The organism is Pimelobacter simplex, assembly GCF_024662235.1.
Taxonomy (GTDB): domain Bacteria; phylum Actinomycetota; class Actinomycetes; order Propionibacteriales; family Nocardioidaceae; genus Nocardioides.
In genome coordinates this window covers 15,867-40,473 of sequence record NZ_CP096277.1, presented here as the reverse complement: position 1 = coordinate 40,473, position 24,607 = coordinate 15,867, and the positions used below count along the sequence as shown (strand labels likewise).

Annotated in this window: 35 protein-coding genes; 22 read left to right on the top strand and 13 right to left on the bottom strand. The window is 69.8% G+C overall.

Annotated elements, in window-relative coordinates; all coding sequences use genetic code 11:
* Window positions 1-293 precede the first annotated feature (293 nt).
* Genes M0M48_RS30185 through M0M48_RS30170 form a run of 4 tightly spaced genes read left to right on the top strand, consistent with a single transcriptional unit; the run spans window position 294 to window position 3,536 of the window.
* The gene (locus tag M0M48_RS30185) at window positions 294-1,079 is read left to right on the top strand and encodes a hypothetical protein (protein WP_257754596.1); all 786 of its coding nucleotides are present in this window, start codon (window positions 294-296) and stop codon (window positions 1,077-1,079) included.
* 41 nt (window positions 1,080-1,120) lie between these two features.
* Entirely contained in the window at window positions 1,121-1,786 is a 666-nt protein-coding gene (locus tag M0M48_RS30180) for a hypothetical protein (protein WP_257754595.1), read from the top strand.
* Window positions 1,783-2,592 carry a GIY-YIG nuclease family protein gene (locus tag M0M48_RS30175; RefSeq protein WP_257754593.1) on the top strand — a complete coding sequence of 270 codons (810 nt, stop codon included), beginning with the start codon at window positions 1,783-1,785 and terminating at the stop codon, window positions 2,590-2,592. Before M0M48_RS30180 ends, M0M48_RS30175 begins: the two co-directional genes overlap by 4 nt.
* A 41-nt stretch (window positions 2,593-2,633) precedes the next feature.
* Window positions 2,634-3,536, top strand: coding sequence for a PGN_0703 family putative restriction endonuclease (locus M0M48_RS30170; protein ID WP_257754592.1), 903 nt, complete (start codon window positions 2,634-2,636; stop codon window positions 3,534-3,536).
* A gap of 66 nt (window positions 3,537-3,602) precedes the next feature.
* Here M0M48_RS30170 and M0M48_RS30165 read toward each other — a convergent pair whose 3' ends face one another.
* The 6 genes from M0M48_RS30165 to M0M48_RS30140 form a co-directional block, all read right to left on the bottom strand.
* Entirely contained in the window at window positions 3,603-4,577 is a 975-nt protein-coding gene (locus tag M0M48_RS30165) for a hypothetical protein (RefSeq protein ID WP_257754591.1), read from the bottom strand.
* Between the two features lie 28 nt (window positions 4,578-4,605).
* Window positions 4,606-6,258, bottom strand: a complete 1,653-nt coding sequence (locus M0M48_RS30160; RefSeq protein ID WP_257754590.1) for a TM0106 family RecB-like putative nuclease — start codon at window positions 6,256-6,258, stop codon at window positions 4,606-4,608.
* Between the two features lie 26 nt (window positions 6,259-6,284).
* A complete protein-coding gene (locus M0M48_RS30155) occupies window positions 6,285-7,793 on the bottom strand; it encodes an ADP-ribosylglycohydrolase family protein (RefSeq protein WP_257754589.1) in 1,509 nt (502 codons plus the stop codon).
* Window positions 7,790-8,074 (bottom strand): hypothetical protein, encoded by a 285-nt coding sequence (locus M0M48_RS30150; protein ID WP_257754588.1) that lies wholly within the window; start codon window positions 8,072-8,074, stop codon window positions 7,790-7,792. The genes M0M48_RS30155 and M0M48_RS30150 overlap by 4 nt, the downstream gene beginning before the upstream one ends.
* A gap of 12 nt (window positions 8,075-8,086) precedes the next feature.
* Window positions 8,087-8,953: an ARPP-1 family domain-containing protein gene (locus M0M48_RS30145; RefSeq protein ID WP_257754587.1), complete on the bottom strand. Its 867-nt coding sequence runs from the start codon at window positions 8,951-8,953 to the stop codon at window positions 8,087-8,089.
* 75 nt (window positions 8,954-9,028) lie between these two features.
* On the bottom strand, window positions 9,029-9,739 hold the full coding sequence (locus M0M48_RS30140; protein WP_257754586.1) for a hypothetical protein: 711 nt from the start codon (window positions 9,737-9,739) through the stop codon (window positions 9,029-9,031).
* A 130-nt stretch (window positions 9,740-9,869) separates the two neighbouring features.
* Between M0M48_RS30140 and M0M48_RS30135 the strand changes: the two genes are divergently transcribed.
* The 3 genes from M0M48_RS30135 (at window position 9,870) to M0M48_RS30125 (ending at window position 13,781) form a co-directional block, all read left to right on the top strand.
* On the top strand, window positions 9,870-11,759 hold the full coding sequence (locus M0M48_RS30135; RefSeq protein ID WP_257754585.1) for a hypothetical protein: 1,890 nt from the start codon (window positions 9,870-9,872) through the stop codon (window positions 11,757-11,759).
* Between the two features lie 59 nt (window positions 11,760-11,818).
* Window positions 11,819-12,229 (top strand): hypothetical protein, encoded by a 411-nt coding sequence (locus tag M0M48_RS30130; protein ID WP_257754584.1) that lies wholly within the window; start codon window positions 11,819-11,821, stop codon window positions 12,227-12,229.
* Window positions 12,230-12,554: 325 nt separating this feature from the next.
* Window positions 12,555-13,781: a competence protein CoiA family protein gene (locus M0M48_RS30125; protein ID WP_257754583.1), complete on the top strand. Its 1,227-nt coding sequence runs from the start codon at window positions 12,555-12,557 to the stop codon at window positions 13,779-13,781.
* Here M0M48_RS30125 and M0M48_RS30120 read toward each other — a convergent pair.
* The 6 genes from M0M48_RS30120 to M0M48_RS30095 are packed head-to-tail and all read right to left on the bottom strand — an operon-like array spanning window position 13,754 to window position 16,997.
* Window positions 13,754-14,437, bottom strand: a complete 684-nt coding sequence (locus M0M48_RS30120; RefSeq protein ID WP_257754582.1) for a hypothetical protein — start codon at window positions 14,435-14,437, stop codon at window positions 13,754-13,756. The two genes, M0M48_RS30125 and M0M48_RS30120, sit on opposite strands and share 28 nt — an antisense overlap.
* Before the next feature lie 23 nt (window positions 14,438-14,460).
* Entirely contained in the window at window positions 14,461-15,252 is a 792-nt protein-coding gene (locus M0M48_RS30115) for a DUF3883 domain-containing protein (RefSeq protein WP_257754581.1), read from the bottom strand.
* Window positions 15,249-15,563, bottom strand: a complete 315-nt coding sequence (locus tag M0M48_RS30110; RefSeq protein ID WP_257754580.1) for a hypothetical protein — start codon at window positions 15,561-15,563, stop codon at window positions 15,249-15,251. Before M0M48_RS30110 ends, M0M48_RS30115 begins: the two co-directional genes overlap by 4 nt.
* Window positions 15,563-15,817: a hypothetical protein gene (locus M0M48_RS30105; RefSeq protein ID WP_257754579.1), complete on the bottom strand. Its 255-nt coding sequence runs from the start codon at window positions 15,815-15,817 to the stop codon at window positions 15,563-15,565. Before M0M48_RS30105 ends, M0M48_RS30110 begins: the two co-directional genes overlap by 1 nt.
* A gap of 60 nt (window positions 15,818-15,877) precedes the next feature.
* On the bottom strand, window positions 15,878-16,588 hold the full coding sequence (locus tag M0M48_RS30100) for an RES domain-containing protein (RefSeq protein WP_257754578.1): 711 nt from the start codon (window positions 16,586-16,588) through the stop codon (window positions 15,878-15,880).
* Window positions 16,589-16,595: 7 nt separating this feature from the next.
* The gene (locus M0M48_RS30095) at window positions 16,596-16,997 is read right to left on the bottom strand and encodes a hypothetical protein (protein WP_257754577.1); all 402 of its coding nucleotides are present in this window, start codon (window positions 16,995-16,997) and stop codon (window positions 16,596-16,598) included.
* Between the two features lie 153 nt (window positions 16,998-17,150).
* Here M0M48_RS30095 and M0M48_RS30090 point away from each other — a divergent pair, with 153 nt between their 5' ends.
* The 7 genes from M0M48_RS30090 (at window position 17,151) to M0M48_RS30060 (ending at window position 20,003) form a co-directional block, all read left to right on the top strand.
* Window positions 17,151-17,696: a GntR family transcriptional regulator gene (locus tag M0M48_RS30090; RefSeq protein WP_257754576.1), complete on the top strand. Its 546-nt coding sequence runs from the start codon at window positions 17,151-17,153 to the stop codon at window positions 17,694-17,696.
* An 87-nt stretch (window positions 17,697-17,783) separates the two neighbouring features.
* Window positions 17,784-17,975, top strand: coding sequence for a hypothetical protein (locus tag M0M48_RS30085; RefSeq protein WP_257754575.1), 192 nt, complete (start codon window positions 17,784-17,786; stop codon window positions 17,973-17,975).
* Between the two features lie 16 nt (window positions 17,976-17,991).
* Window positions 17,992-18,186 carry a hypothetical protein gene (locus M0M48_RS30080; RefSeq protein ID WP_183595679.1) on the top strand — a complete coding sequence of 65 codons (195 nt, stop codon included), beginning with the start codon at window positions 17,992-17,994 and terminating at the stop codon, window positions 18,184-18,186.
* 3 nt (window positions 18,187-18,189) lie between these two features.
* Window positions 18,190-18,759, top strand: coding sequence for a tudor domain-containing protein (locus M0M48_RS30075; protein ID WP_257754574.1), 570 nt, complete (start codon window positions 18,190-18,192; stop codon window positions 18,757-18,759).
* Between the two features lie 4 nt (window positions 18,760-18,763).
* Window positions 18,764-19,399 (top strand): hypothetical protein, encoded by a 636-nt coding sequence (locus tag M0M48_RS30070; RefSeq protein WP_257754573.1) that lies wholly within the window; start codon window positions 18,764-18,766, stop codon window positions 19,397-19,399.
* Complete coding sequence (locus M0M48_RS30065; RefSeq protein ID WP_257754572.1) at window positions 19,396-19,632, top strand: hypothetical protein; 237 nt, start codon at window positions 19,396-19,398, stop codon at window positions 19,630-19,632. The genes M0M48_RS30070 and M0M48_RS30065 overlap by 4 nt, the downstream gene beginning before the upstream one ends.
* A 20-nt stretch (window positions 19,633-19,652) precedes the next feature.
* Window positions 19,653-20,003 carry a hypothetical protein gene (locus tag M0M48_RS30060; RefSeq protein WP_257754571.1) on the top strand — a complete coding sequence of 117 codons (351 nt, stop codon included), beginning with the start codon at window positions 19,653-19,655 and terminating at the stop codon, window positions 20,001-20,003.
* A 1-nt stretch (window position 20,004) separates the two neighbouring features.
* Here M0M48_RS30060 and M0M48_RS30055 read toward each other — a convergent pair whose 3' ends face one another.
* The gene (locus M0M48_RS30055; protein ID WP_257754570.1) at window positions 20,005-20,268 is read right to left on the bottom strand and encodes a hypothetical protein; all 264 of its coding nucleotides are present in this window, start codon (window positions 20,266-20,268) and stop codon (window positions 20,005-20,007) included.
* A 134-nt stretch (window positions 20,269-20,402) separates the two neighbouring features.
* On the opposite strand from M0M48_RS30055, the gene M0M48_RS30050 reads away from it, so the two are divergent.
* The 8 genes from M0M48_RS30050 (at window position 20,403) to M0M48_RS30015 (ending at window position 24,583) form a co-directional block, all read left to right on the top strand.
* On the top strand, window positions 20,403-20,810 hold the full coding sequence (locus M0M48_RS30050) for a hypothetical protein (protein ID WP_257754569.1): 408 nt from the start codon (window positions 20,403-20,405) through the stop codon (window positions 20,808-20,810).
* Window positions 20,811-20,923: 113 nt separating this feature from the next.
* Entirely contained in the window at window positions 20,924-21,091 is a 168-nt protein-coding gene (locus tag M0M48_RS30045) for a hypothetical protein (RefSeq protein ID WP_257754568.1), read from the top strand.
* Window positions 21,088-21,804, top strand: a complete 717-nt coding sequence (locus M0M48_RS30040) for a hypothetical protein (protein ID WP_257754567.1) — start codon at window positions 21,088-21,090, stop codon at window positions 21,802-21,804. The genes M0M48_RS30045 and M0M48_RS30040 overlap by 4 nt, the downstream gene beginning before the upstream one ends.
* Before the next feature lie 14 nt (window positions 21,805-21,818).
* Window positions 21,819-23,069 (top strand): helix-turn-helix domain-containing protein, encoded by a 1,251-nt coding sequence (locus M0M48_RS30035; protein WP_257754566.1) that lies wholly within the window; start codon window positions 21,819-21,821, stop codon window positions 23,067-23,069.
* Window positions 23,066-23,602, top strand: coding sequence for a thermonuclease family protein (locus M0M48_RS30030; RefSeq protein WP_257754565.1), 537 nt, complete (start codon window positions 23,066-23,068; stop codon window positions 23,600-23,602). Before M0M48_RS30035 ends, M0M48_RS30030 begins: the two co-directional genes overlap by 4 nt.
* Window positions 23,603-23,618: 16 nt before the next feature.
* Window positions 23,619-24,068 carry a hypothetical protein gene (locus M0M48_RS30025; protein WP_257754564.1) on the top strand — a complete coding sequence of 150 codons (450 nt, stop codon included), beginning with the start codon at window positions 23,619-23,621 and terminating at the stop codon, window positions 24,066-24,068.
* A 116-nt stretch (window positions 24,069-24,184) separates the two neighbouring features.
* On the top strand, window positions 24,185-24,412 hold the full coding sequence (locus M0M48_RS30020; RefSeq protein WP_257754563.1) for a hypothetical protein: 228 nt from the start codon (window positions 24,185-24,187) through the stop codon (window positions 24,410-24,412).
* Window positions 24,413-24,421: 9 nt separating this feature from the next.
* Window positions 24,422-24,583, top strand: a complete 162-nt coding sequence (locus M0M48_RS30015) for a hypothetical protein (RefSeq protein WP_257754562.1) — start codon at window positions 24,422-24,424, stop codon at window positions 24,581-24,583.
* Window positions 24,584-24,607 lie beyond the last annotated feature (24 nt).

Sequence of the window (24,607 nt, the reverse complement as noted above, 5' to 3'; positions counted from 1 at the left end):
CTGCCCTCCCACAGGTGCCCAGCTCGCCGCCATTCCAGTAGTAGTCCTGGCCGAGGCTGCGATGCGTCGACGGGAACGCTGACCCAACAGTGACGCCCGGGATGCTCGGGACCAGCTGCAGCTGCGGGAGGCCGCGCTGAGTTCTGGTCGGTGTGGTCGACGCGCACGCGATCCTTCAAGGGGATGCCTGCCCCGCGCCCGTAACCGCCGCCCGCCATGACATCTAGGGTAGAACAAGTGTTCGAACGCCGAACCGGCCTGCTTGTGTCGGCCGGGTGCCGTAGTTTCTGGCCATGAGCAGTCAGGGTCGTGCGGCGATTCGGTTCACGTTGAACGGCCAGCGGCACGAGTTGACGCGCGAGGACGTCGAGGCTCGCCTGGTCGAGGTAGCCCCGGACGCGATCCGCAAGCATGCGGTGAGGGTCAACGACACCTGGTTCCCGGCCGTCCAGGCCTTCGAGGTCGCTACCGGGATCCCGCGCTCCGAGTTCATCTCCCACACCGCGCGCCGGCATCTGGCCGCGCTGGGGTTCGAGGTCGCCGGCGACGTCGAACCCCGCACGACGCCGCTGCCCGCAGACGGCGCTGCCGCTTTGGTGCCAGCTGCGCCGGCCGCGCGACCTGCCGCTGCAGCCCCAGTGGAGCTCGGTGGAGGGGAGTGGCACACCGAGGCCAACGTACAAGCGGCCCTGGTCACCGCCCTGGCCGGCGAGGGCTGGCGGATCCTCTCGGTGGCCAACACCGCCACCAAGGAGCACGGCATCGACGTCATCGCCTCCCGGGACGGCCGCACCGTCGGTGTGGAGGTCAAGGGATTCCCCAGCCGCAGCTACGCCGACCCCGCTCGCGCCGGCGAGGCCAAGCGCACCAGCCCGAGCACCCAGGCCGGCCACTGGTACTCCCAGGCCGTGCTGGCCGCGATGCGGCTCCGCGGCAAGGAGCCCAGCTGGGGCAGCGTGATCGCCCTGCCGGACTTCCCCCGCTACCGCGACCTGCATGCCGAGACCGCCGGGTCGCTCGCCGCGGCGCAGATCGAGGTCTGGTGGGTCGACCAGGCCGGAGTGGTCCACCGTCCGTGACTACCCCGAAGTGGTACCGCCGCCCGGAAGGGGAGGGCACGGTGCTCCGGAAGGTGCCGCGCCTGGCCAGTTGGAACAAGTCGACCGACCCCGACCAGGTGCGGTTGCGCGAGTACCTCGAGGACACCGCCCAGCTGGTCCCGCCCCGACTGACGGCCGGCGGCCCGTGGGTCCTGCTGCTGGAGGTCGGGCTGCCGTCTGCGCGCGACCTGGTCGACATGGCTGACCTGGACAACTACGCCTTTCCTTTGGCCACCCGGCTTCGCAACGAGGCCCTGGTGGCGGTGTGGTGCACGAAGAGGCACGCCGAGACCTCACGAGTCCTCGCCGCGCCCGCGCACGAGACGACCGGCCCCGGCACGACCTACACGGTCCGCACCACCGCGTCGGCCTCGACGAAGGGCTATAAGGAGCAGGTCCGATCCGCCGTGGTCGACGCCGCGGTGATCCCCGCCGGGCCCGTGCAGCTGCAGCTGGCCTTCGTGGTCGGGCCGCAGCGCAACTGGCTGACCCTCTGGAAGCCAACGATCGACGCCCTCGACCCGCTCCTGGGCCGCACCCGCGAGGACCGTGACTGGCACCCACAGGACGGCCGGATCACCGACCTCGGCCTCCACGTCGCCGTCGACGTCGCGCTCGGCCACGACGTGTTGCTCAGCATCGCCGCGGCCCCAGCCGCCGCTCCCAGAACGGACGATCCCCGATGACGCTGACCTTCGCCGCAATCATCGCCAGCGCGGGCCTCGATCCGGCCGAGGCCCTGGTCATCCGGCACGCCTATGTACGCGAGCACGAAGACGGGACCGTGGGCATCCACGGCGACTCCTCAGACGCCGAGATCCTCGCCTACACCAGCGTCCAGTCCGCCAACACCCGCACCTTCCCGGCCGCGCCTCCCCGGATCTGGATCGTGTTCCGGCCCGAGGGAGGTGATCGTGCCCGGCTGTGGTCGGTCCTGGTGAACCACGGCGAGACGAATCACGACGGGCTACGGCGGACCTTCCACCTCGAGCACTCCGAGCTGATGGCCGACCTGCGGAATCGGCTGGTGATCCAGTGGCGCTCCCCGCGCACCTGGCGGATCAACGCGACGACCGCCGCCGCGTACCCGGTGATGGAGATCGCCGACTCCGAGCCGGTGCGGTTCCCAGGGTTCGACGCCCTGACGCTGGACTACCCCCAGCTGCAGGCCGTCATCCGTGAGCATCGCTACGCCGCTTGGCGGACCGCGCTGTCCTCCGTCATCGGGATCTACCTGATCACCGACACGCGCGACGGACGACAGTACGTCGGCAAGGCTGACGGCGCCGAGACCATCTGGCAACGCTGGGCCGCATACGCCACCAACGGCCACGGAGGCAACGTTGAGCTCCGCAACCTCGATCCTTCGAGCTTCCGGCTGTCGGTGCTTCGGGTGTTCGATCCAGCCACCCCCACCAGGGAAATCGACGCGGCCGAGAGCCACTTCAAGCACGCGCTCGACTCCCGCCGGCACGGGCTCAACCGCAACTGAACCCCCGCAATCTGTCGGGACCATGCACTACACATGGTTTCGTGAGCGTCATCGACCCGTCGCTGTCCTGGAACGACTCTGCCTGGTTGGAAGCCGCGGACAATAAGTGGCAGGCCCAGCTCCGGCGGCAGCAGGCGTGGTGGAGACAGGAACGCCTCGGGCTGCCCGCCGGCCCCCGAGTCGGCGACGCCCGCCTCGTGTCGTCGATGCTGCCCGGCGACGTCGACCTCTCGACCAACCTCATGTCGCCCGAGGCCGTGGACGCGGCGGAACACGCCCTACAGGCGCTGAGGACTGAGGGTCGCCCCGGCCTGATCCAGGAGGAGCGGCTCCGCCGCAATCTGCTGTCGTCCCAGCCCCTGTGCTTCAACCTATTCGGCTACCTCGGGGCGCATCGGCATGCGCTGCTGCCGTGGGTTCGAACGATTCAGCCGGAGGCGACGTCCGTCGAGGACATTCGGCTCGAGTGGGCGCCGGCGACCGGGACATTGGGTGGCTCCGCTTTCGACGCCTTCGTCTCGTACGAGACCCGAGGTGGAAACCGCGGCTTCATCGGTATCGAGGTCAAGTACGCCGAGGACCTGGCCGCCGCGCAACGCAAGCCGGCGAATGACAAGTACAAGGCCCCCACGCTGACAGGGCTTTGGAAGACCGGGGCCATCGAGCGGCTCGATCAGCCCCGGCTCCGCCAGTTCTGGTACAACCAGCTCCTCACCCAGGTCGTCCTCGGCTCGGGTGACTACGACGAAGGGTTCGGCGCCGTCGTCGCGTGCGCGGCCGACCACTCCGCGCGAGAAGTCACCGCGGCGGTCGCGGCAGAGCTGACTGAGCCGGCGGGGCTTCGCTTCTCATCGATCGAGGACGTGGTCGCGTCGGTGCGCGGCCACGTCCATTGGCAGACCGGATTCACCGAGCGGTACCTAACCTACGCACAGCGGGCCTGAGGCGGCAGCGCTACTCGCTACGCGATCGCCCTCGGCTGCCGGGGTGCCGACCAGCCGCAGTTCGCATCAGCAGCTCTGCAGCGGCAGCAGCTCGCCGAGGAGGCTCACCTCAAAGATCTCGACCGGCGGAATCCCGAGCTGGGCATCTGCGGCCAGTAGGTCCCGGACCTCCAACATCCGGCGGATCAGCTCTTGTGATGCGCCTCGCTGCAACGCCACGACTGGCACCACCTTGATCGGAGTTGCGACCGCGATGGACCCGGACAACAGACCGACCTTCACGCGCTGATCGAACAATCCGTGGACAACGTGCTCAACTTGCTCTCCCACCGAATCCACCCACCCTTGCATGATCCGCGCGTACATCGCGGCCTGGGCGGCGACCCACGCGATTGTCCCCACCCCGAGGGGCTTCACCTCGACGGCCAGCAGGCGGCCGTCAACGTCGACAGCGAGCGCGTCGCACTCGTTACCAAGTCGCTTGGGCGGCCCACCGAAGTCCAGGTCGGCCTTCTCCAGCACTTCAAGGATCGGACCCTCGCACTCACGCATGAAGTCGTCTTTGGCCTTCTCATCCTCGAACGCCGGGGTGACTTCACGGTCGATCACGAACAGGCGGTCATTGGCGAACGAGGTAATCGCCGCCTGCACGGCGCCCTCCCTGCGGCCGTGGCTCTGAGCTGCGATAGGAATGATCCGGTCGAGATACCGCTCGACGTCGGGCCAGATCGCTCCAAGCTCCTCTTCGGTACGCCGCACCGTCCACGCCTGGTCGAAGCCCCCATTCTTCTGGTGCGTCTTGTGAACGCTCATCCAGAGTCCCTTGCTCGACATGTGAAGGTTGAGCACCGCAGTGAGGCCGACGTAGAGCGTCGCCGTGACCCTGTTGCCGTGCGCTTCGCGGCGGAATTGCAGATCGACGGGGAAGCGGGCATGACGCGCATAGGCGACCAGAGACGACGCGACGCCAGCACCGTTGCCGTCACTCACGAAGAGGTCGAGGAACGTCGCGCTGACACGCCGGTCGTAGGTGATCTTCACAGCACCCCCTCGGGTTGATCCATCGCCGTCACAACCCGGCCCGCAACGCGGCCGTGGCCCGCACGTCGTCCTCGTTGTACGCGAGGATTCGTTCGCGGGCTACGGCCCGGACGGCCTCATCCTGAGACGCGCGCCCATCCATGAGCCACAGCTGTGACTGCAGACCGCCAGGGTCCTCATCGCGCCAGGCGAACCCGAACGCTGGAGCCACCTGCTTGATGCCGAGTCCCCGGACCCCAAAGTAATGCTCCCTCACGATGGCGAGCAGGTCGACGAACCGAGTGAGGAGGTCGGCTACGGCCGGCTCGCCCAGCAGACGCTTGAGGTGGGTCGGCTCGGGGTGTGAGTAGTGATAGACGAGGAGCGATTCGCCGGCGGCGTCTGCCGCCGCGATCTGCGCCCGCAGCCAGGCCGCGAAGGATTGGGCCAGGTCGACGCATCCCGCATCGTCGAGCTCGGCCCAGGACACGATGGCGTGATAGGTCGGGTCCGAACCCGCACGGTGGATCAGCGCTCCCCACAAGTAGACGCGATCGTTGGGATCCCACTCGATGTCGAAGTCGACCTCGACGTCGGCCCTCGGGACGGTGATGGCGCCGGAGGTGGTCCGCTCGATGACGTGGCCGTCGCGGATCATCCGCGCGCGCCTCACAGCATCGGTGAGGCGGCCGAGCGGGTCCTTGAGGTGCGTGACTTCGGGCAGGTAATGGGCTTGGAAGTCTGCTGCGCTGATGTCGAGCTTCGCCAGTTCCTCAATGCCCACGACGCCAACGGATGCGAGAGCTGTCCACTCCCGGACGCTCAACCGCCCGGCCGTGATGTTCGCGCTGGCGAGGTCGTCACCGACGAGGGCGCGGCAGTGGTCGTACCACGGGCAGGAGTCGCACTCGTCAGTGAAGACCGGCTCGACCAGGGCCGGCGCACCCTGCACGGCCGCCGTGGCGACCTTGACCCGGAAGCCCTGCTCGTGGTCGTAGCGCTCCAATGCGGATCGCTTGGCCTTGCCGTGGGTGCGGGAATAGGTCTCGAACAGGGGCGCATCCAGGTCGAGCCAGGTGAGCACCCGCCCACTCGGGACCAGGTCAGGCACGTCGTCACGCCCAATGATGACCCCGACGGAACCGCCAACCGGGGCACGGTCGATGGCCTGCAACATCCGCCAGTAGTGCGCGAGTTGGAGATAGTCGTCGAACCGAGCGGTCGTAACTGCAGCCAGCCCGTCAGCGTGTAGCCGATCGGCCGGCTCAGCGAACGTGGAGTAGGTCAGCACGCCCTTCGCGCGACGACCCATCACCTTGTGCGCCTTCACGTCGCCCGGGACGTAGCGCCCCGGCGCAACCCTCAGCAACACGTCAGGCTTCCCGCTCCGCCGCCCCGGGGCGTCGTCGGGCAGCCATCCGCCGAGGATGACCACGACGCCGTCCTCCATCGCCCTCATCGTCGCGCCGATCGCCTGTGCCTTGCCGCGAACGGCCGAGAGGTCGAGACAACGAGACGGTCCAAGCTCGGCCCGAAGGCCGGCGAAGATCGCCTCCTCGAACTGGTTTCCGGTGTCGAAGCGCATCTGGACCTCGGGTGGCACCTCCCACGCGACCTGCTCGACCGATGGGTCCCATTCGTTGTGAATGCGCCGAGCACATCGCTTCGCGTCGTAGCCCGTGAGAAGCACGTCACGTGTCACCAGAACCCCCGGTCCATCCAGATCGCTCACACGGTTGTAGCACTGTCGCCCGACAGATCCACGAGGCCCGCCACGGCGTCCCACACCCTGCCCCGTCCACGGGTCGAGCCCAGCACCTTTCGCACGTCGCGCCGCGCATCAGCGACCGAGTGACCCAGCAACAGGCCGTAGGCCACCGCGACGCTCGGTGTGCGCTGCTCGGCTGCGACGCAGTGAAGCAGGACCCGCTTGCCTTCGGCCCGCAGCCCGCGGACGGCGTCGGCGGCGTCGTAGAGGGTGAACTCAAGATTCTCGTTTGCGCCAGGGTCCTCACTGTCCATGAGCCGTGAGTGGATCACCTCGGTCGCCCCGGCGAAGCACTCCTGGTTGCGCCCGACACGGCACACCGAGACGACCGCGTCGACCTGGTGTCCTCGGCTGGCGTGGGTGCCGAGCAGCACTCCGTCGTCATACGGATGAGGGACGGGATCAGGCGACGCCCACTCCGAGTAGGGAACAACCCCGGCCGATGGCCAGCCCTTGTGGTCCGGCTGGCCGCCCGTGGCCGTGAGTGCCGCGAGGCAGACCAACTCGATGCCGTCGACACCAGGCCACCCGTTGAGCATCCGGCGCCACCGCCACGGCACGGCGCTCGCGCCCCAGCGGGCCCCGAGCAGGCCGCCGGCGATCGCGGCGACCGTGTCGGTGTCGTCGCCGATGCGGACCGCGCTGTGCAAAGCGAGTTGGAGGTGGCGACAGGGCATCCGCACGGGTACGTCGGCCGTGACGATCGCCGCAACCGCGGCCTGGAGCGCGGTGACGGTGAACCCGTTGGGCCGGAACCGCTCACCGGGGATCAGCTCGCTTCGGTTGCGGGTGACGTCGAGAGCGTCGTCGAGCCGCGCCCGCCATGCGTCACGCCGCTCGTCTGGGAGCAAATCGAGTCCTGCGGTGAAGGCGAACCGGCCTTCCAAGACGGCCGCGCGAATCGCTTCGCACCACAGGACACACGAGTCACCGGCGAGAGGATCGCCGTGCGTGAGCTCGGCGACTGCGCGCGCCGCCTGCGCCAAGCGGCCGCGGTCGTCGAGGTGCGCCAGGGCTACTGGTGCCGTCCTCATCAGAGCGCCGTTGCCGGCGGAGTGCGACCGCGCCGCGGCGTAGCTGGCCGCCTCCGCGGTCATCACCCGGCCAGCACTCTCCGCCTCGGTCGTCAAGCGTGTCCGCGTCGCCCGCAGCACGGAGCTGGTCTGAATGCCCACATCGGGCGGGTTGCTCTGGTACCACTCGAGGAAGCCCTCGGCGATGTCATCGAGCGCGCCGGCCGTGGCCAGGTCGGCACCGGTCGCGGTGACCCGCGCGATCGCGATCGCCATCGACGTGTCGTCACTCCACTCGCCAGGCGCGAAGTTACCGAGGCCTCCGCCCGTCATCGCGGCCTCGACCCCCGGGGGAGGAGGGGTAGCAAACTCATAGGGCACACCAAGCGCGTCGCCAGCGGCCATCGCGAGCAGCACTCCGGCCGCTCGGTCGTGCTGAGCTGTCGTGAGCCTCATCCGAGCTCCTTCCGCGTGCCGGTGACGGCACCGTAGATGGTCCAGTAGTCCTCATCGGTCAGGTCGCCGCCGATCCAGGCTGCGGTCACCTCGAGGAAGGTGTTGTCGTCGTCGCGCTCGGGCAGCGATCCAGCCATCCGCATCTGGCTGGCCTCGATCGGTGCCACACCCTCGTGCACACCGCCGACAATGCTCACCACGCGCCGAATCTCGGCTCCTGCCTCTTGGGCCGTGATCGCGCTGGCCTTCAGCCGCGTGAGCACATCCTTCACATCGCTCATCACTGACTCCGATCAGGCCGACTGCAGCAGAGGATGGCGACGGTACGACGCGCGCAGGTGCACAGTTGCGAGGCGGTGGCGCAGCTCGGCGACATCCAGGTGCTCGTTCATCGCTCGCCCGAGCCTCCCCATCTGACCGACGTCGGGCTCGAGGTCAATCTGGATCTGCGCGAGCCGCTCGGCCAGTCGGCGGGCTCGGCGAGCGGGAGTTGGCAGGGCGGGCGCTCCGTAGGCGTCGAGTGCGGCGGCGCGGTAGAGCGGTCGGAGCTGCTCGCGCAGCGTGGTCGGGTGGTCGAACACCTCCAACAGCAGCGGCTGGCCGCCAACGCCGATGATCACGCCGCACTGGCCGCCGAGCGGCCGGGCAGCGGTCGCGAGCACCATCGCCTGCTCGTCGGCCGTCGCCGTGTCGAGGCGCTCGGCGAGCGAGCCGGTGCGCGAGACGCGGCCCGCCGTGGCGTCGTACGACGCGATGCGGCGCCACACTTCGTCCTGGCCGCCGGCGCCGTAGCCGTCGCGAATCAGGAGGCTGGCTCGCCGGCCGCGGGTCGCCTGGTTGATCGCGCCGGCCCAGCGGCTCTGCTCGACGCAGGCGACCTCGATCGCCATCCGTGCGCCGGCCCTGACGAGGGTGGAGCGGGTCGCCATTCGGTGCTGCATGCCGCCCTCGAAGAGCTGGCCGTCGAGAACGAGCACGGGCTTCTCGCCGCGGTTGGCGATCTGGAGCGTCGGAACGGTCGGCCCCGAGTCGGCCTCGGTGACCGTCAGGGTGGCGGACCCGGTGTCGTAGGTCCGGACCGACCGCACGTGGCCGTCGTGCCAGACCGGAAACACAGTGACCGCGCCCACTGTGGTGCCCTGTCCGATGTGGAGCTTCATCCCGCCACCTCCTTCTCCTGCCCGCCGGTCGGGCGATCTGGGAAGAGCGTGGCGGACACGACCGTCAGGAGGGGGTCAGCCGACTGACCCCTGCAGGTTCTTGGGAAGGTCCTCCCAACCGATGGATCGAGTCAGATGCACCAGGTAATGGCCGAGTTGCTCGTAGCTCTCGAGCTTGGGACCCCACTTCTCCGCATTCACCCGGTCGCGAACCTTGATCAGGGTCTTTACCACCGCAGCCTCGCCCTTCCCGGTGAGGGCCGCGGCCGCCGCGGCGACGTTGGCCGGCTTCTTCTCGCCCTTGATCAGGTACGCGAAGCTGGCGGCCACGACCAGACGCTGGTTCGGGGTGAGACTCAGGCGCCCGGCGGCGTACCGGGTTCGCGACCTGAATTCGTCACGGACCAGCTCGTCGTCCCCGGCCAGGGGAAGATCCGCCCCAGCATCGGGTCCGATGACAACACCGAGTTGGACGAAGTCGTCGAGCTCGGGGAAGGAGAGCAGACATTCGCCTTCCTGGAGCGCGACCAGGGCAGCCCGGTCGAAGATGTGATCACCCACGTAGGGGTCCTGCACCCGCATCCGCGGACGAGGTCCGACCTGCACGACCCACCCCTGCTCCCAAGGCAGGAATCGACATAGCTTGCTCGGTACCCAGCTGTTCGGGAGGTGGAGGCCGTAGCCCTGCGTGCGACCCACGGAGAGAATCTCCCAGCGCGGGATCTGCCACGGTCCACGCACAGTGTCCCGGTACTTGAGAGTCACCCGGCCCTGAAGGTCCTCCATCGCTGAAGGCTAAGGCAGGGTCAGGCGGCTGACCCCCGGTTCGACGGCACCCAGTCCATGCTTGTCCTGTTCAGCCGCTCACCACGAGAACGGAACCGGGATGCCGACACACCTCCGCGACGACGACAAAGTGCTGCTGGTCAAGGTTGACCACTCGGCGGCCCTCGCCGCCGATCACGCCGCCCTGTACGAGCTCGCACGCAAGTGGTGGAAGGCGTCTGCCACCCAGGTGCAGCCCGTACGTCGGGTCCTGGCGATCGTCAACAACCAGGTGTTCGCGGCGTACGAGCCCTATCGCTGGGAGGTCGCGACCAACCCAGAACTCCTGGGGCGAATTGCCTTTCATGGAGACGTCGCCCTAGACGCGAGCCAGTGGGTCGGCACAGACGTGAGCCACCTTTTTCCGCCGGGCGCAGCGAATCCCGTCCGCTACACGACGGTCGGCGCGCTCGCGTCGGGGCACGACGGCGCTTCGGCGAATCGTGGCGGTCCGAAGGGGCAGCCCGTCACCGAGGCAGCCGCGGGGGAAGATCCCCTGATCCTCCTGCTGCGGATCAATCAGTCATGGCAGCCCGACATCTCGGCGGCTGACCTGTACGACGCCACTCGCGGCTGGTGGGTGATGTCGGCTACGAAGGCCGAACAGGTTGTCCGTGCTCTCGCCGTGGCTAACGGCATCATTCGCGAGGCCTACCTCCCCACGACGTGGGGGCCATGCCCCGAACCCGGCCAGGAGCACCGCATTGGCTTCGAGGGAGTCGTTGCCGAGGATCGCGACCGTTGGGTGGGCGCTGACGTCTCGTCGATCTTCCCTAGCGGATCGCAAAATCCCGTCCGCTACGTCAGAGCTGCCGATCTCGACACGCCGGCCAAGGAGTCCGTGAGCAGTCACCGGACCATCGCCGTCACGTCGGAGGAGACCAGCTCTCCAGGCCTTGCGGAACTGGTCAACCCGCTGTTGAAGGCGTTCGAAGCCGACCTCATGTGGTCCATGTCGCGCGGCGCTCAGGAGCTGTTTCACAGCAACACCATCGCCGCCCTCCTCGCCGAGCACCCCCGTGCTTCGACGCCGCTGGCGGGTCTCTTCGCCGGCGACGAGACGGCAGGGGAGTGGAACGTGTGGCGCGAGTGGAGGCACCTCGACCTGGTCGCTGAAGGCGCCAACGGCCGCGGCCGGTTCGTCGTCGAGAACAAGCTGTACTCGGTGCCGTACCCGGCCCAGCTCGCCAACTACTGCTCAAAGCCTCTGCCGTGGGCGAACAACCCCGGACGGGCCGGTGACAGCGGGACCAACTACTACCTGCTGTCACTGATGGCACCTGCCTTTGAGCTGCCCAGTCCGTGGCGGTGGATCCCGTACGAGCACCTGCTCCGCGCCCTCGACCAGCTCGACCCGACACACTTCGGCACGGACGCGACGCTCGTCGAGCGGTACCGCGTCCTTGTGCGCCGGCTCGTCGAGCTCAAAGATGCCGTCGACCCCCGGCAGGACGTCGAGGGCGCCTTCGCCGTCAACGAGGCGCTCGGGAGCCTTCCCAGCAAGTACTTCCTTGGCCCGATCCAGCGGATGCGATTCTCCGGGCTAGCTCAGCTGATCTCCGACGAGTTCGGCGAGCAGCTACCGCTGGTCGTCGACATCAGCAAGGCCGAGGGCTTGATCACCTACACCCACCGGCTGTCCGATGACCGCGCGGTCGGCTGGCAGTTCCAGGGCGGCCAATTGCGACTGTTCGTCCTGGTGCAGGACGCCGGTTTGGTCGGTAAAGGGGACCGGCTCGCAGCGGCGCGAGCCGCGATCGCCGACGCGGAGTACCTCTCCTTTGCCGAGTTCGAAAGCGCATCCGCCGTGCTCGGCGAGCGGCTCGGCCCGCTGGTTCAAGGACCCGGTGAGTGGCGACGGTTCGCCCCGGATTTCGTGTACCGGTACTGCAAGGTCGACCCCACCACGTCGTCCGGCCAGCTCGCTGAGGCGCTGTCTGAGCTCACCCTCCACGTCAAGACCTGGGGGGCCCTCGGATGAAGGTCCGCTGACCTCATTCGCCCACGGAAAGTGTCGGACCTGAGTGGAAAGATCACGACGTGCCAGACACCAGATTCTCCACTCTCGTCGACGACCCAGAAGCCTTGCTCGACGTGGTTGACGTCGACGATGTCGGCGACATCGAGACGTTGCTGATGTTCCTCTTCGCCAGGCCGGTCCGCGTTGACCAGGTCTGGGACGACCAGGCCGATGCAACAGCGCTCGAAGTCGTGATGACGAGCAACGACGAGGCAATCGGGACCGCCTACGAGTTCCCGTTGAGCGTGATGGGTCTGGCCCGAGCATGCGCCGAAACGGCGGACGACCTCGGCGTCTACACCCGAGATGGATTCGCTTCGCAGACGGCGGCACCCGCCGTCTCAGCCATGAGCGACACCGAGCTCATCACCGCCTTGCAGCAAGCCCTGGGCCAGGTCCGCTTCTTCAACATGATGGGGGCCGACGAGTGAGCCCAGTTCGGCAAGAAAGTGTCGGTACGCCCTTCTACGCTGACCGGATGATGCTTCCCCCGGACGACCTCGAGCGCGAGGTGTACGACGTCCCCCGCGGCATCTGCCCGACCTGCAAGTCGGGCGACATCACCCACCTAGTCATCGGCATGCCCTCCGGACCTGAGGCGATGGAGGGCGATCCGGGCTGGGTGCATTGGGTCGGCTGTGTGCACCCAGGATTCGATCGGACGTGCGGCGCGTGCGGTGCCACCTGGAGCAGCACCAGTCCAGCCTCTGCCTGAGCGTCTCCGGAAATGTCGTACCTCTGCGGCAGAGTTCGCTCGTGCCACTGACGGCGCAGCACGCCGCGGCAGGCGTGCTCGACGCAACCGTTGACCCGCTCGGCGAGGGGACGTCCTGGGAGGCGATCCACCGCGCGCGACCGCGCGCGCCTCTGACCTGCCGCGAGTGCGGGCATGGTCTCCACGCCAAGCTCTCGCCCAAGGGCCTGCGGTTCTTCGCCCACGATCGTGCTGCGCCAACCTGCTCCCTGGTGGGGGAGACCATGGCCCACCGACTGCTCAAGCTGCAGCTGGCTTCAGCCATTCGCGAGGCCGGCTGGTACGCCGAACTCGAGGTAGCCGGCGACGGCTGGCGCGCGGACGTGCTGGCCACCAGCCCCGACGGCGCCAGGAAGATGGCCTGGGAGGCGCAGCTGGCCCAGATCACCGTCGACGAGCTACGTGAGCGCACGTCGCGGATGCAGGCCTCCGAGGTGCCGGTGTGCTGGGTCACCGACCACGACCGCCCGTGGATTGGAGCCGTGCCAGCCGTTCAGATCACCCTGCCCGCCGACCCAGGGCCCGCCGATGCCCAGGTCGTCAACGGAGCCGCCGTCTTCCGCGAATCCTGGTGCCCGCGCCGGCGCTGCGAGAACGATGGCGGAGCGCCCGGCCCATGTCCCGGCCACGGCTGGTGGGGACCGGTCCCTGAAGCAGTCAACCTCGAGACCTTCGTCGCCGGCGTTCTGGCCGGCACGATCAGGACTCACCATGTGGCGGTGCGCCGGTTCCTGCGACTGCCGACAGCTGCGCGGATCGTGTGGACCACACGACAGCACGTCATCACCGAACGAGTCCAGATGGAAGCCAGCGCGCGCCGGCGTGAACGCGACGAGCTGGCGGCCGCGGAGCACGAGCGCCACCTGGCTGCGATCGCGGCCAAACTCGCCCGCCAGCAAGCACTCACACCGCCGGCGGTCGACCTCGTCGGACGAGAGGCCCGCGGCTATGTCGGGGTGCGCGACGCGACGCCCGAGTGGGCGATGGGTGTGCCGTTGTTCGTCCACGACATGCCGCAAGGAGTGATCAGCCCGGTCGTCAGCAGGGTCTCGGCCGAGGTCCTCGCGCGATTCCGGGGCCTGACCTTGTTCGTCGCCACCGAGGCCGAGCGACGTGCCCTCGCACGGGCGTGCGGGCCCGCCCAGCGGATCGTGCTGTTCGAGGTGGAGATCCCGGCCCAGCCGCGGCCGCCGGCGGTGACCTACGGCAGGGCCGGTCGGGTGCGGTAGACCTGCACCTGGTCGCGCAGCTCGGTGCTGGCGATCGCCAACCCGGCGTACGCTGCGGCCGCCGCGGCGAGGTTGAACGACGACGCCGGCGTGCACATGACGTCAGAGGCAGTCAGTGAGCCGTCCTCGAGACGGTCGGCGAACGTGTCGGCGGCCGCGGCCGCGTCAGCTGCGTGCTGGGTGATCCCCGCGGGCACAGGCTTGCCGGTGCCGGACACGAAGGCCTCCCACACGAACAGTTCGGCGTCGCCTGCCAGCCATGGCTCGGGCCGGGTGGTGCACCGCAGTCCGGGGAACCCGGACCCGACCCGCTCGAGCACCCACGCCATCTGCACCAGCCCGGTGGCCAGGGCGCCACTGCCGGCGCCGGCTGACCAAGGCCGCGAGCGGCCGTCGACGGTCTCGCCCTGGCGCGCCTGCCCCAACGTCCGCCACCCGTCGACGGGCCCGACCGGGCTGACCGGAACCATCAGAGGAGCCTCGAACCCGAGCGCCACGGGCACGCCGGCGTCGAGCGCCTCGAGGACCGAGAGGGCCGCGCCCTCGGGGTGGCTGCCTCCTTCGCCGACCGGTCGACGGCCGGGCAGGTCGAGGGCTGCCCAGGCGAAGTTGCTCCGGACGGATCCGACGTCGACGGCGACAACTCGTGGGGACATCAGCGCAGCGTTCCTTCTCACGGTCACGGGGACAGGTTGACCCGGTAGACGGACGGGTCGGCGGCCGCCACGACGGTCTGCCGTTCGTACTCGACAAGTGTGGGGTCGGTGAGGGCGCCGGTCACCACGGCCAAGGACCAGTCGGGATCGGTCTCAGCGGCGCGCAGCTCGTTGCGGGTCAGGAGCACCGAGGGCATGGAGCTGGAGACGCCTTTGACCTCGAGGTGGCGTTCCTCGTCGTGGCGCGTTGCGGTGAGATCCCAGCCGCACTTGAGGTGCGCGACGCGAGTGATCGTCCATCCTGCTGCCTCGTAGTGGCGTTGGACCGTGTCCTCGGCGGCCAGCTCGACCTGGCGATTCGTGGCGGGGTCCCCGAAGCCGGCTCCCCACGCGCCGACCGCGATCGTGCTCGAGGTCTCGCGCGGGTCGCCGGGGTGAACGGGGGGCTCGAGGACACCGCTGTACTCCCGGACCAGCACCGGCACCGATCGTGGGTGTGTCCGGTAGCCGAGGCCGCGCTCAGTGAGGAGCTTGACCAGGTCGGTGCGGAGCGGGATCAGGCGGTGGCGCGTCTCTGTGCCGATCTCGAGCAACTCCGCCCACAGGGTCATGATGTTGCCCGGGGAGCGGTGCCAGGCATCGTCGTAGGGCGCTGCGGTGTCCCACAGGTAGGCGTGCAGGAGGGTCAGGAGCTCGTCTTGCTGCTCGGCCGGGTAGAGCTTGAGCGGGACGCGCGCGAGGCCGGCGTCGTCAGCTCGCGTTAGGCCGTCGCGGATCAGCTCGACCAGCCGGGCGTTGGAGTCCTGTGAGGTCACGACGATCGCTCACGGCCTCGCGGGTACTCGACGTCGAAGTGGTCGGCGATGATCTGCGTGGTCTCGCACCCCCAGCTGGCGCGTCGGTCCATCGGGTCCGGTTCATCATCGAGGGAGTCGCAGACGCCGGTGCCGGATCCGCAGTCGCGGTGGAGTGTCAAGAGCTTGCGGGCGAGCGGGTCGTTGATCGTGTTGAGTCGACGCATGGCGTCGACCCATAGCGAGACGGGAGCGGTGGAGTCGTCGACTTCGTGCACGACGTCCATGCGCCACGCGGCGCTGGCCTCCTCGTCGTACTCGTAGCGCGTCATCAACGCATCCCGAAGAACGAGGTGATCCGGTCGACCTGCTTCTGGTCCAGTAGCGCTGGCCGGCACGCCCCGTAGGCGTTGGTCAGGTCGATGACGAGCTGGCGCGTCTGGTCGAGGCTGAGGTCGATGGTCGCCGTCTCGCCGTCGGTGCTGGTGACTTTGAGGTCGACGCGCTGCACGTCCTCATCGACATATCGCGCGTGTGCGCCGATCTTCTTGGCCCGGACGGCCTCGCTGCGCTTGAAGATTCCCACGCTCGCATCGTGGCATGGCGACCCGTTGCGCGGGGGCGGGACGGTGGCGGCACGCGCGGCTCAGGTGGTCGACCACCTGAGGCCGAGGATCCGGAAGGCCTCCTGGGCGTCCGGGTGCTCGGGGGAGAGGGCCTGGTGCTCGATCGCGTCGAGTGTTCGGCTGATCGCGGGGTCCTCGGCTCGCTCGAACACTGCCCACAGCGTGAGGTCGTCCCCGTGGCGGGAGGCGAACGTGACGCCGTTGAGGTCGGTGGTCGCGTGCAGGTAGGTGGCCACCGACTGGGTGAGCGCTCGCGGCCGCCCGTCCTTGAGCGCGGCCGCGTCGAAGTCGTGCAGGGTCAGCAGGTGCGCAAGCGCGACGAACTGCGGCCGCAGGGCCGCGATCGACTCCGCGGCCGTCACCGCGCAGAACCGACCCGACAGCGTCGCGCTCGCCGCCGAGCGCGGCTCGAGCCACGAGTAGGAGATCTCCCCGGCCCGGGCCGTCGGGTGCATCGCGGCGTCCTCGTCGTCCTCCTCGATGTCGTCGAGCTCGAGCGCGAGGGTCGGGTCGGGCCGGAAGCCGGCCAGGACCTCGAGCAGGCAGGCAAGGAGCGTGGATCCGGCGTAGATGGTGCGGAAGTTGCCCTGCCTGTCATCCCAGCGGCCGTGGAACCTGCCATCGGCACCGGCCCACTCCCAACCCGACCAGGCCCAGGGCTCCGGCTTGAAGCCGACGCGCCAGACCTGCTCGGCCGCGTCGACGACGACCAGCTGAGGTGCTTCGGTCACCCGCGAGTCACCCGGCCGCAGCGAATGCGCGCGCGGCCGCGAGCACCTCGGGGCCGACCTGCTCCAGGTCGCCCTCGCGCAGCAGCCGCGCCGGCGCGACGTCGTCGAGGCGCGGGTTCATGCCCTGGAACCAGGTCTGGACGACCGCGGCCGAGTCCTTCTCGCGCAGCAGAGCCGCGATCCGGTACGCCATCCGCAGCCGGTTGACCACCTCAGTCGACGGGGTCCGCGCGTCGGCCGAGTCGGCCCACTGGCGCACGGCGCGGGTCTCCTGAACCGAGCCCAGATAGGCCACGAGCTTGGCTCCGAGCAGGTCCCGCAGCCGCTCGACGAGCTCGGGCGTGGGCAGCCGCACCGACTCCTCGTAGGCGCGAAGGTCGCCGCGGGCGATGGTCGACGGAGTGCTCATACCTGCAGTGTGCCACCTGGTGCAGCGCAATCCAATAGTGAATCGCGGGCGAAATCACAGGCCGGATCACACCGCCGATAACATAGATTACGTCAACCTAACGGCAGAGCGCATGTGAGCACAAGTTATGTGGTACAGTGTCCCCATGTCCCCATGGCCCGATACCGAGAGATCGCCGACGATCTGCGCCGCCGGATCACCGAGGGCGAGTTCGCTGTCGGTGATCAGCTGCCCTCCATCGCCGCGCTCCAGGAGCACTACGACGTGCCCGGTCTGGGCACCATCCGGCAGGCCCAACAGATCCTCTTCGACCAGGGCATGATCGTGACTCGCCAGGGCGTCGGAGCCTTCGTGGTCAGCGCCGCTCCTCGGACGCGCACGATCGACGTCGTCCAACGCCTCAAGGTCGCGCGCGCTGCGATCGACGACGCGCTTGCAGCCCTTGCCGAGGCTGCCCCGGTCGCGGACGAGACAGCGACCACCTACCGCTGTGGCTTCTGTGACGCGACGTTGTCCAGCTCGGATCAGGCCGAGCTCGTGGCCTGGGCCGACGAGCACACCGACAACGAGCACCCCGAAGATCGGGACTGGCCGAACACCTACTCGATCTACTACCCCAACCACCCGCCGCTCCAGCCGCCGCAGGTCTACTACCGCTGGCCCGGAGGGAAGTCGAACTACTCGAGCGAGCGCCGCTGAGCACCCGTCGCGGGCCGCTGTGGAAAACGAACGGAGTGTCGGACGCATGAGCCAGACTGCAGGAGAGCTCGACGACAGGAGATCGCGATGAGCACCGAGCTGCCCACGTTCGAGGACATGCGCCGGCGGGCGCACAGACTCCTCGGTGACGCCGAGGACGAGCTGCGCTCAGATTGGCGCTCCGGCACCGGGCCCACCCACGAGCAGAGCCAAGCGGCCCTCGAGGCCCGCCAGCTGATCGCCCAGGCGAAGGCCGCGCTCGACCGCGCGGCGCGTTGATCTGAGGCGTGACGACATGGCCACGTACCGACACACCATCCACTACATCGTTCGCGTCATCGAACGTCCGGCCAGCGATGACCGGGAGACCTGGTTCGCCGGTCCCTTTGGATCCACCGAGGCCGACCACGTCGCCAGCGAGCTCGAGCACGCGGCCGACCACGACCGCGAGTGCTACGTAGAGCAGCTGTTCGCCCGCGAGGAGGGCTGACCCATGACCACCTCCGCCGCAACCCGCGACGACCTGGTCGCCATGGCGACCTTCCCACTGACCCGGCCTGGTGAGAACACCGTTCCGATCCGGATGCAGACCGAGCACCTGGCGGCCGTCGAGAGCAACCTCGACCAACGCGGCGTCCCGGCCGAGATCGTCGAGAAGTACTTCCTCGGACTCCACCGCTGCGACGAACTGCCGCTCGAGCTGTGGATCGGCATGATCACCGACGCGTACAACCTCGCCACCGCGACGGCCACCGCCCCCTCCTACGTCGCCGCCCTCGCCATCGAGTGGGCCGCCAGTGATCCGGTCGAGCGCTGGGTCAACGCTGCCCCCGATGGGCCCGGGCCGCTCAGGGACACCATCAGCGAGTACCTCGGTGGCCACAACCCCTTCCCCGACGGGCTCCGCGTCGACGTCCAAGGCCGCGATGACGCCGACAGCTGGGTGCCCGGCACCATCGTGGAGCGCACCGCCGTCGACGAGTGGACTGTCGAGTTCGATGACGGCGAGCAGGTCTGGCGCGACCACCAGGAGCTGCGCCCCCACTCCCCCGAGGCCAGCTGACGAGGTGGCAGCTCGACCTTGGCGCGAGAAGCGCGTCGACGACCTCCTCGCTGCTGTCTCCGACCTCGGCATGACGATGTCCCGCGCGGCCGCCGGTGACCTCCTCGACGCACGGGTCCAGTTCGTCGCCGAGCAGATGCGCGTCACCCCCGCCACCGCCCGCACCTACCTCACCGATGAGGCGCTGACCGGCATGGCCAGGGAGATCGTCTTCGGATTCGCCGACGAGACTCCGGGCGCGGACCTGATGGCCGCACCGCGCACCGCCGCCGTTCCGGTGAGGTTCGCAGGCACGGTGTTCGCCGGCCTGGGCGAGGTCATCCGCATCCTCCTCGTCGAACGCGACGACCTCGAGCACACTCGTGACCGGGTGGCGCAGGTCGCCCACGCCCAGAGCTACCTCGGCCTGCTGATCCGCGACCAGGTCGCCACCACCGGCTACTACGACGACGAGCCGTCGGTCCAAATGCCCCCCGCTCTGCTGCTGCGCCTGGCGCGCATCCTCGAGACCGCAGCCGACCTGGTGGAAGCGGGCCTGATCGGCTACGAGGCGGACCCTCAGGAAAGCGCCGGACTCCCCTCGGCGTTCCGCCGCGATGTCGACCTGCTGCGCACCATGGCCAGCCAGGAGCAGCAGTGACAGCCCCAGCTGGCGGGACCGCGCTGACGCTCTACGCCACGGTGCAGGAGATCCCGCCCGACCACCGTGGCGGCTACACCCTCGGCCGAGACGAGCTGATCGTCGAGGACGTCGACTACGACCAGGCGCTCGAGGCCGCCCGTCGGCGCGTTCCCGAGGGCTGGCGGATCATCGCCCTGCGAGTCGAGTCCCCGCAAGTTGATCGCTCCCGGCCCTCTTGCGCACCTAGGTGACCAGGAAAGCGAGGTGGACCATGAGCACTTCCCCAGCCGAGAACCCGGTCCCCGGAGTCGTCACCTTCACCGCCCGCGGCAACGCCGCCCTCGACCAGCTGGCCGAGGCCCTGGCGGCCGACTGCGACGGCTCTCCCACGAGCATCGCCGACATCCTCGAGCGGGTTCTGGAGGCCGACATCGAGGACCTGGCCGAATCGTTGAGCGAGACCACCCAGCCAGCTGCACGCGCATCCCTGGTCGGTCTCGACGTCGAGGAGGTCGGGCCGCCGGCCGAGAGCCCCGACGAGGCGGCCCGCCGGCGGCTCTCGCCGAGGGCGCCGCACGCCGGCGACACCCCCGGTAGCCGGGGCCCGGGCATCGCCCGCTGATTCAGAGCTCGCGCCGGGCCTGTCGGCGCAGGACTGCCTCCAGCTCGGCAACGCCCTGCCCCAGCGGAGTCGGCGGGGCGAGGTCGGCAAGGTCGTCGAGCAGCTCGTCGACGTCGCCGGCCTCGAGCTGCGGTGAGGCGTAGGCGTTCCACTCCCCTACCGCCGCGGCGAGCCGACGGTAGGCCTCGACGTCGGCGGGCTCGTTGAACCAGGCCGCCGCGGCGAGCGCGACCCGCCGTGCGATCAGGGCCGCCTGGTCATCCATGGCCGATCAGTCTTCCTCCCCGCGCGCCCGGAGGGAACCCCTGCAGTTGTCCACAGCCTCGGCGCCGGCCGCGCGCACCGGGCGACGAGATCCGCGAGACTCGAGCCCTACTTCACGGCAGGAAGGGCACCACGGTGGACGACAACGACCAGCTCCGAGCAGGCGGGCACGCGCAGGCGGCCCGCAAGAACGTCTACGGCTTCAACCGCGCCACCATGTGGGAGCAGGACCAGATCCCGTCCGAGACCTCCGACCAGCTCGCGGAGTTCGCCGACCTCGCGGCCGCGCTCCCCCAGGCGTTCTCGCAGCTGTCCAGCACGCTCGAGCAGGCCCAGGCGCACCAGGTGCTCAGCATGGACACGATGACCGACGAGTCCGACCCGGCCATGGCCATCGGCGTGGCGCGCCTTCACCTGGAGGAGGCCCGGAGCCTCGCGGTCGACCTCCACAAGCACCTCGACGCCGCGCGCAACGCCACGGCCCACATCATCAGCCAGGGCGTCGATGACGGGCAGGAGTCGATGCCCTGGGACCAGCCCTGACCCAGGCCCCCGCCGAGCGGCCCGCGAGATTTCTTCGCGTCGGGTGATCGCCCCGACGGGTCGACCTTCCTTTGGTGACTGAGAGATGACCCCGGTCCACCAAGGAGCTGCCCGTGAGCACGCCCACCGAATCCACGTCCGCCGCGGCCGACCGTGACCCGGTCCAGGAGGCCCGCGACCACCTCGAGCAGGCGCTAGCCGCGCTCGATCGGCTCCGCGAGGTCCTGCCCCCAGCGGGCAGCACTCCCCCGCCCGAGGCGCGTGGCGGTGACCCGGCATGACCACCACCGACACCGCCCTCCACGCCGCCGACGCCGTCTTCATGGCCGAGCAGGCGGTGGGACGGGCCCGCCATGTCGTCGAGGAGCTGCACACCACGATCAACTCCGCGCTGGGGGTGCTCGACGACGCCGAGCTCGACTCTGCCAAGGCGCGGCTCTCCGACCGCGGCGACTACTACCTCGAGGCCGCCGGCGAGCACCTGAGCCGCCTGCAGCGCCGCTGCAGCGACAACGCCGAGCTGACCGACGAGCTCACCGGGCACCTGGAACGCGCCTCGCAGGCGGTCGCCGATGCCCACGACCTTCTCCGGGACGCCGACACCACCGATCCGGTGCTCGCCCGCGACGTCGCGCAACTGAAGCCGCGGCTTGCGGTTGTCGGCGAGATGATCGACCTGGCCAAGCCGACGGCCCGGCTGGCCGCGCAGCATGTCGAGAGCGCGCACCTGGCCGCTCAGCAGGCGACTCCGCCGTCCCTGTTGGAGCCGGTCACCCTCGAGCGGAGCATCGCGACCGCCGGCAAGGAGCTGGGCCGCGCCGACGAGGACGTGCGCCTGCTCGAGAACGTCGTCGACCACGCTGCAGCCAGCGCCCGCCAGTCGGCCGGCATCGCGACCGAGATCACCGACAACGCCCGCCGGCGCATGGCCGAGCAGGGCCGCGTCCAGATCCCGCATCAGGCCGCACCGAGCGTCGGATCCCCGGCGCGGTAGGCGGGAGGCGCGTCATGGACCTCGACCAGGGCGGCCGCCAGCTGGCGGGCCTCATCCTCAATGCGGCCAGCAACGGCGAGCACGACCAGGTCGCCGAGCTGATCGCACCGCTCGACGCAGAGCAGCTGCGGTCCCTGGTGACGGTGCTGGCCGTCCAGGTCGATCAGAGCGCCCCGACCTCGTCCGCGACCGGCCCAGCCGCGGTGTGCGAGCTGGCGATCAACGCTGCCGCCCCGATGTTCGGCACCACTCCGGAGGCGATCCGCAGCGCCGAACGCAGCCGACCGGTCAGCGACGCCCGGGCGGTGGCCATGACCGCCGCACGCGAGGTCGGTCTGTCCCTGCCGGTGATTGCCGAGCACTTCGACAAGGACCACGGCTCAGTGATCCACGCCGTACGCCGCACGGCCGAGCGACCGCGCCTGGCCGACGCCGCGGCGCGCGTCACCGCGCGCGTCAACGACCGCTACACCACCCAACTCCCCCGCCCCGAGGCCACGGTGGTCCCCCTGCACCCGCCGGCGTCGACGTTCGAGCCTGACGGCCCGGTCGAGCATGCGGTTGTGGCGGCCGCGGAGGCCTTCGGGACCACCCCGGAGGTCCTGCTGGGTGCCGACCGCAGCCGGGCGGCCGCCGACGGCCGTGCGGTCGCGATGACCGCGGCCCGCATCCAGGGGCACAGCCTGCCGGCGATCGCGCGTCACTTCGACCGCGACCACACCACGGTGCTCCAGGCGACCCGTCGCATCGCGAAGTCCCCCGCACTGAACGGCCTGGCCGAGAAGATCGCCGCCGACCTCCCCGAGGACCCTCCGCCCGTTGCCGCGGAGATCCCCGCCGCGGCGCCGACCTCGACCTTCGAGCCTGACGGGCCGGTCGAGCACGCCGTGGTCGCGGCCGCGGAGGCCTTCGGCACCACCCCGGAGGTCCTCCTGGGTGCCGACCGCAGCCGGGCGGCCGCCGACGCTCGTGCCGTGGCCATGACCGCGGCCCGCATCCACGGCCACAGCCTGCCGGCGATCGCGCGTCACTTCGACCGCGACCACACCACCGTGCTGTCCGCGACCCGGCGCATCGAGAAGACCCCGCCGCTGCGGGACCTGGCCGCGAAGATCGCTGCGGATCTCCCCGAGCAGCCAGCCAGCAGCATCGGCGACGTCGTCGAGCATGTCCCCGAGCCCGGTCACCGCTCCCCCGGCCTGCGCGAGCAGCAGCGGGCCGTCCCTGTCGCCGCTGAGCGCCCCCAGCTGAGGGTCGCCCGGTGAAGGCCCTGATCGGCCTGGCCGCGGCCGCGGTCGTCGCGCTGACCGCCGGCGGCATCATGGCCGCGCTACCCGGCAGCCAGACGGGCCCCGAGCCGACCGAGGGCGCGACCACCCAGGTGCGCGTGACCCACGTCGTCGACGGCGACACGATCCGCGCCGAGACCCTCGGCGGCCGCCAGCTCGGCCGAGTCCGGCTGCTCGGGATCGACGCCCCCGAAGTCGCCCACCCGCCCGAGCCGGCCGAGTGCTACGCCGAGGACGCCACCAGGCTCCTCGAGCAGCTCGCTCCGGTCGGCAGCACCGTCGAGCTCGTCACCGACACCGGGCAGCCCAACCGTGACCGCTACGACCGGCTGCTGCGCTACGTCGACCGCTCGACAAACGCCGGCGACGTCGACGTAGCCGGCGAGCTCCTGGCCAGCGGCGCCGCCCGCCGCTACGAAGCCGGACCAGCGCTCGCCCGCGAGGAGTCCTACTCCACGGCCGTCGACGATGCCCAGGACGCTGGCCGCGGCCTGTGGGGCAGCTGCTGAGAGCCGGGAGACCGACATGGACGAGCAGCTGGCCACCGCGGCGAAGACACTGGCCCGATGGTGCTACCGCCGCGGCGTCGACGAACGTGTACTCGGGTGCGGTGAGCAGCTGCGCAAGGCCGCGGTCGACCAGGCGCTCGGCCGACCGGCCCCGGCCCACCTCGAGCACGCGCTGTGGCAACAGACCGCCACGCTGCTGCGCCAGCGGCGCGACTGGGACCGCGACCACCAGGTGAGCCCTCCGCCGGCCGCGGCATGCCTGCCGTGCGCCGTATCGGTCGAGGAGTGCCCCACTCACACTGACCGGCGCTGTCGTGCCTGCGGTGGCCAGCTGCACCGGATCATCGTCGACGAGGGCTTCGACACCCACCCTTCCTGTGACCGCCCCGGCCCGAGCGGATCCCGGGCGGTCCTCGAGCACACCGCGCAGCTGCTGGGAGCCACGCTGCTGGCCCAGTCGGCCTGACCCGCCGGGCGACAACACGGATCGGCCGAGGTGATCGCTCCGGGCCCCGGCCCGCACTTAGGAGACCAAAGAGGACTGGCGCAGCCGGTGCCGGTCCACGGGATCCAGGAGTTCACATGAGTGAAGCCGCTCGCGAGGAAGCCGCGCTCGAGGAAGAGGCCCGCCAGCGCGCCGAGGAGATCAGCGCCACGGAGGCGGCCGCTGCCCAGGCTGCGGCCGCCGACACCGGCCCCTCCCCCGACGCCGAGATCGCGCAGGTGCACCGGTCCGGCCGCCAGCACGACCACACCGACACGGCCGCCTACCAGCGGCCCCAGCTCGGCCGCCGCGGCCCGCGCCGGTAGGAGGCAGCCATGGCAACCGCACTCGCGCCGGCCGTCAGCTCCTCGAACGTCCGTTGGGTCGACTGCTCACACAAGCTGGGATCGCTGCCGTGCATGAACCACAAGCCGCACGAGGGCAACGGCCGCGGCTGCGTGCACCACTCCACGTCCGGCTTCCAGGACGACGAGTAGCGCGACGTCAGCCGCCGAAAACCG

Bases quoted from the DNA above. Each gene is read 5' to 3' on its own strand.
- M0M48_RS30185 (WP_257754596.1), top strand. From the start codon at position 294: ATGAGCAGTCAGGGTCGTGCGGCGATTCGGTTCACGTTGAACGGCCAG.
- M0M48_RS30175 (WP_257754593.1), top strand. From the start codon at position 1,783: ATGACGCTGACCTTCGCCGCAATCATCGCCAGCGCGGGCCTCGATCCG.
- M0M48_RS30155 (WP_257754589.1), bottom strand. From the start codon at position 7,793: ATGAGGCTCACGACAGCTCAGCACGACCGAGCGGCCGGAGTGCTGCTC.
- M0M48_RS30150 (WP_257754588.1), bottom strand. From the start codon at position 8,074: ATGAGCGATGTGAAGGATGTGCTCACGCGGCTGAAGGCCAGCGCGATC.
- M0M48_RS30145 (WP_257754587.1), bottom strand. From the start codon at position 8,953: ATGAAGCTCCACATCGGACAGGGCACCACAGTGGGCGCGGTCACTGTG.
- M0M48_RS30140 (WP_257754586.1), bottom strand. From the start codon at position 9,739: ATGGAGGACCTTCAGGGCCGGGTGACTCTCAAGTACCGGGACACTGTG.
- M0M48_RS30120 (WP_257754582.1), bottom strand. From the start codon at position 14,437: ATGTCCCCACGAGTTGTCGCCGTCGACGTCGGATCCGTCCGGAGCAAC.
- M0M48_RS30110 (WP_257754580.1), bottom strand. From the start codon at position 15,563: ATGACGCGCTACGAGTACGACGAGGAGGCCAGCGCCGCGTGGCGCATG.
- M0M48_RS30095 (WP_257754577.1), bottom strand. From the start codon at position 16,997: ATGAGCACTCCGTCGACCATCGCCCGCGGCGACCTTCGCGCCTACGAG.
- M0M48_RS30090 (WP_257754576.1), top strand. From the start codon at position 17,151: ATGGCCCGATACCGAGAGATCGCCGACGATCTGCGCCGCCGGATCACC.
- M0M48_RS30085 (WP_257754575.1), top strand. From the start codon at position 17,784: ATGAGCACCGAGCTGCCCACGTTCGAGGACATGCGCCGGCGGGCGCAC.
- M0M48_RS30080 (WP_183595679.1), top strand. From the start codon at position 17,992: ATGGCCACGTACCGACACACCATCCACTACATCGTTCGCGTCATCGAA.
- M0M48_RS30075 (WP_257754574.1), top strand. From the start codon at position 18,190: ATGACCACCTCCGCCGCAACCCGCGACGACCTGGTCGCCATGGCGACC.
- M0M48_RS30060 (WP_257754571.1), top strand. From the start codon at position 19,653: ATGAGCACTTCCCCAGCCGAGAACCCGGTCCCCGGAGTCGTCACCTTC.
- M0M48_RS30055 (WP_257754570.1), bottom strand. From the start codon at position 20,268: ATGGATGACCAGGCGGCCCTGATCGCACGGCGGGTCGCGCTCGCCGCG.
- M0M48_RS30040 (WP_257754567.1), top strand. From the start codon at position 21,088: ATGACCACCACCGACACCGCCCTCCACGCCGCCGACGCCGTCTTCATG.
- M0M48_RS30035 (WP_257754566.1), top strand. From the start codon at position 21,819: ATGGACCTCGACCAGGGCGGCCGCCAGCTGGCGGGCCTCATCCTCAAT.
- M0M48_RS30025 (WP_257754564.1), top strand. From the start codon at position 23,619: ATGGACGAGCAGCTGGCCACCGCGGCGAAGACACTGGCCCGATGGTGC.
- M0M48_RS30020 (WP_257754563.1), top strand. From the start codon at position 24,185: ATGAGTGAAGCCGCTCGCGAGGAAGCCGCGCTCGAGGAAGAGGCCCGC.
- M0M48_RS30015 (WP_257754562.1), top strand. From the start codon at position 24,422: ATGGCAACCGCACTCGCGCCGGCCGTCAGCTCCTCGAACGTCCGTTGG.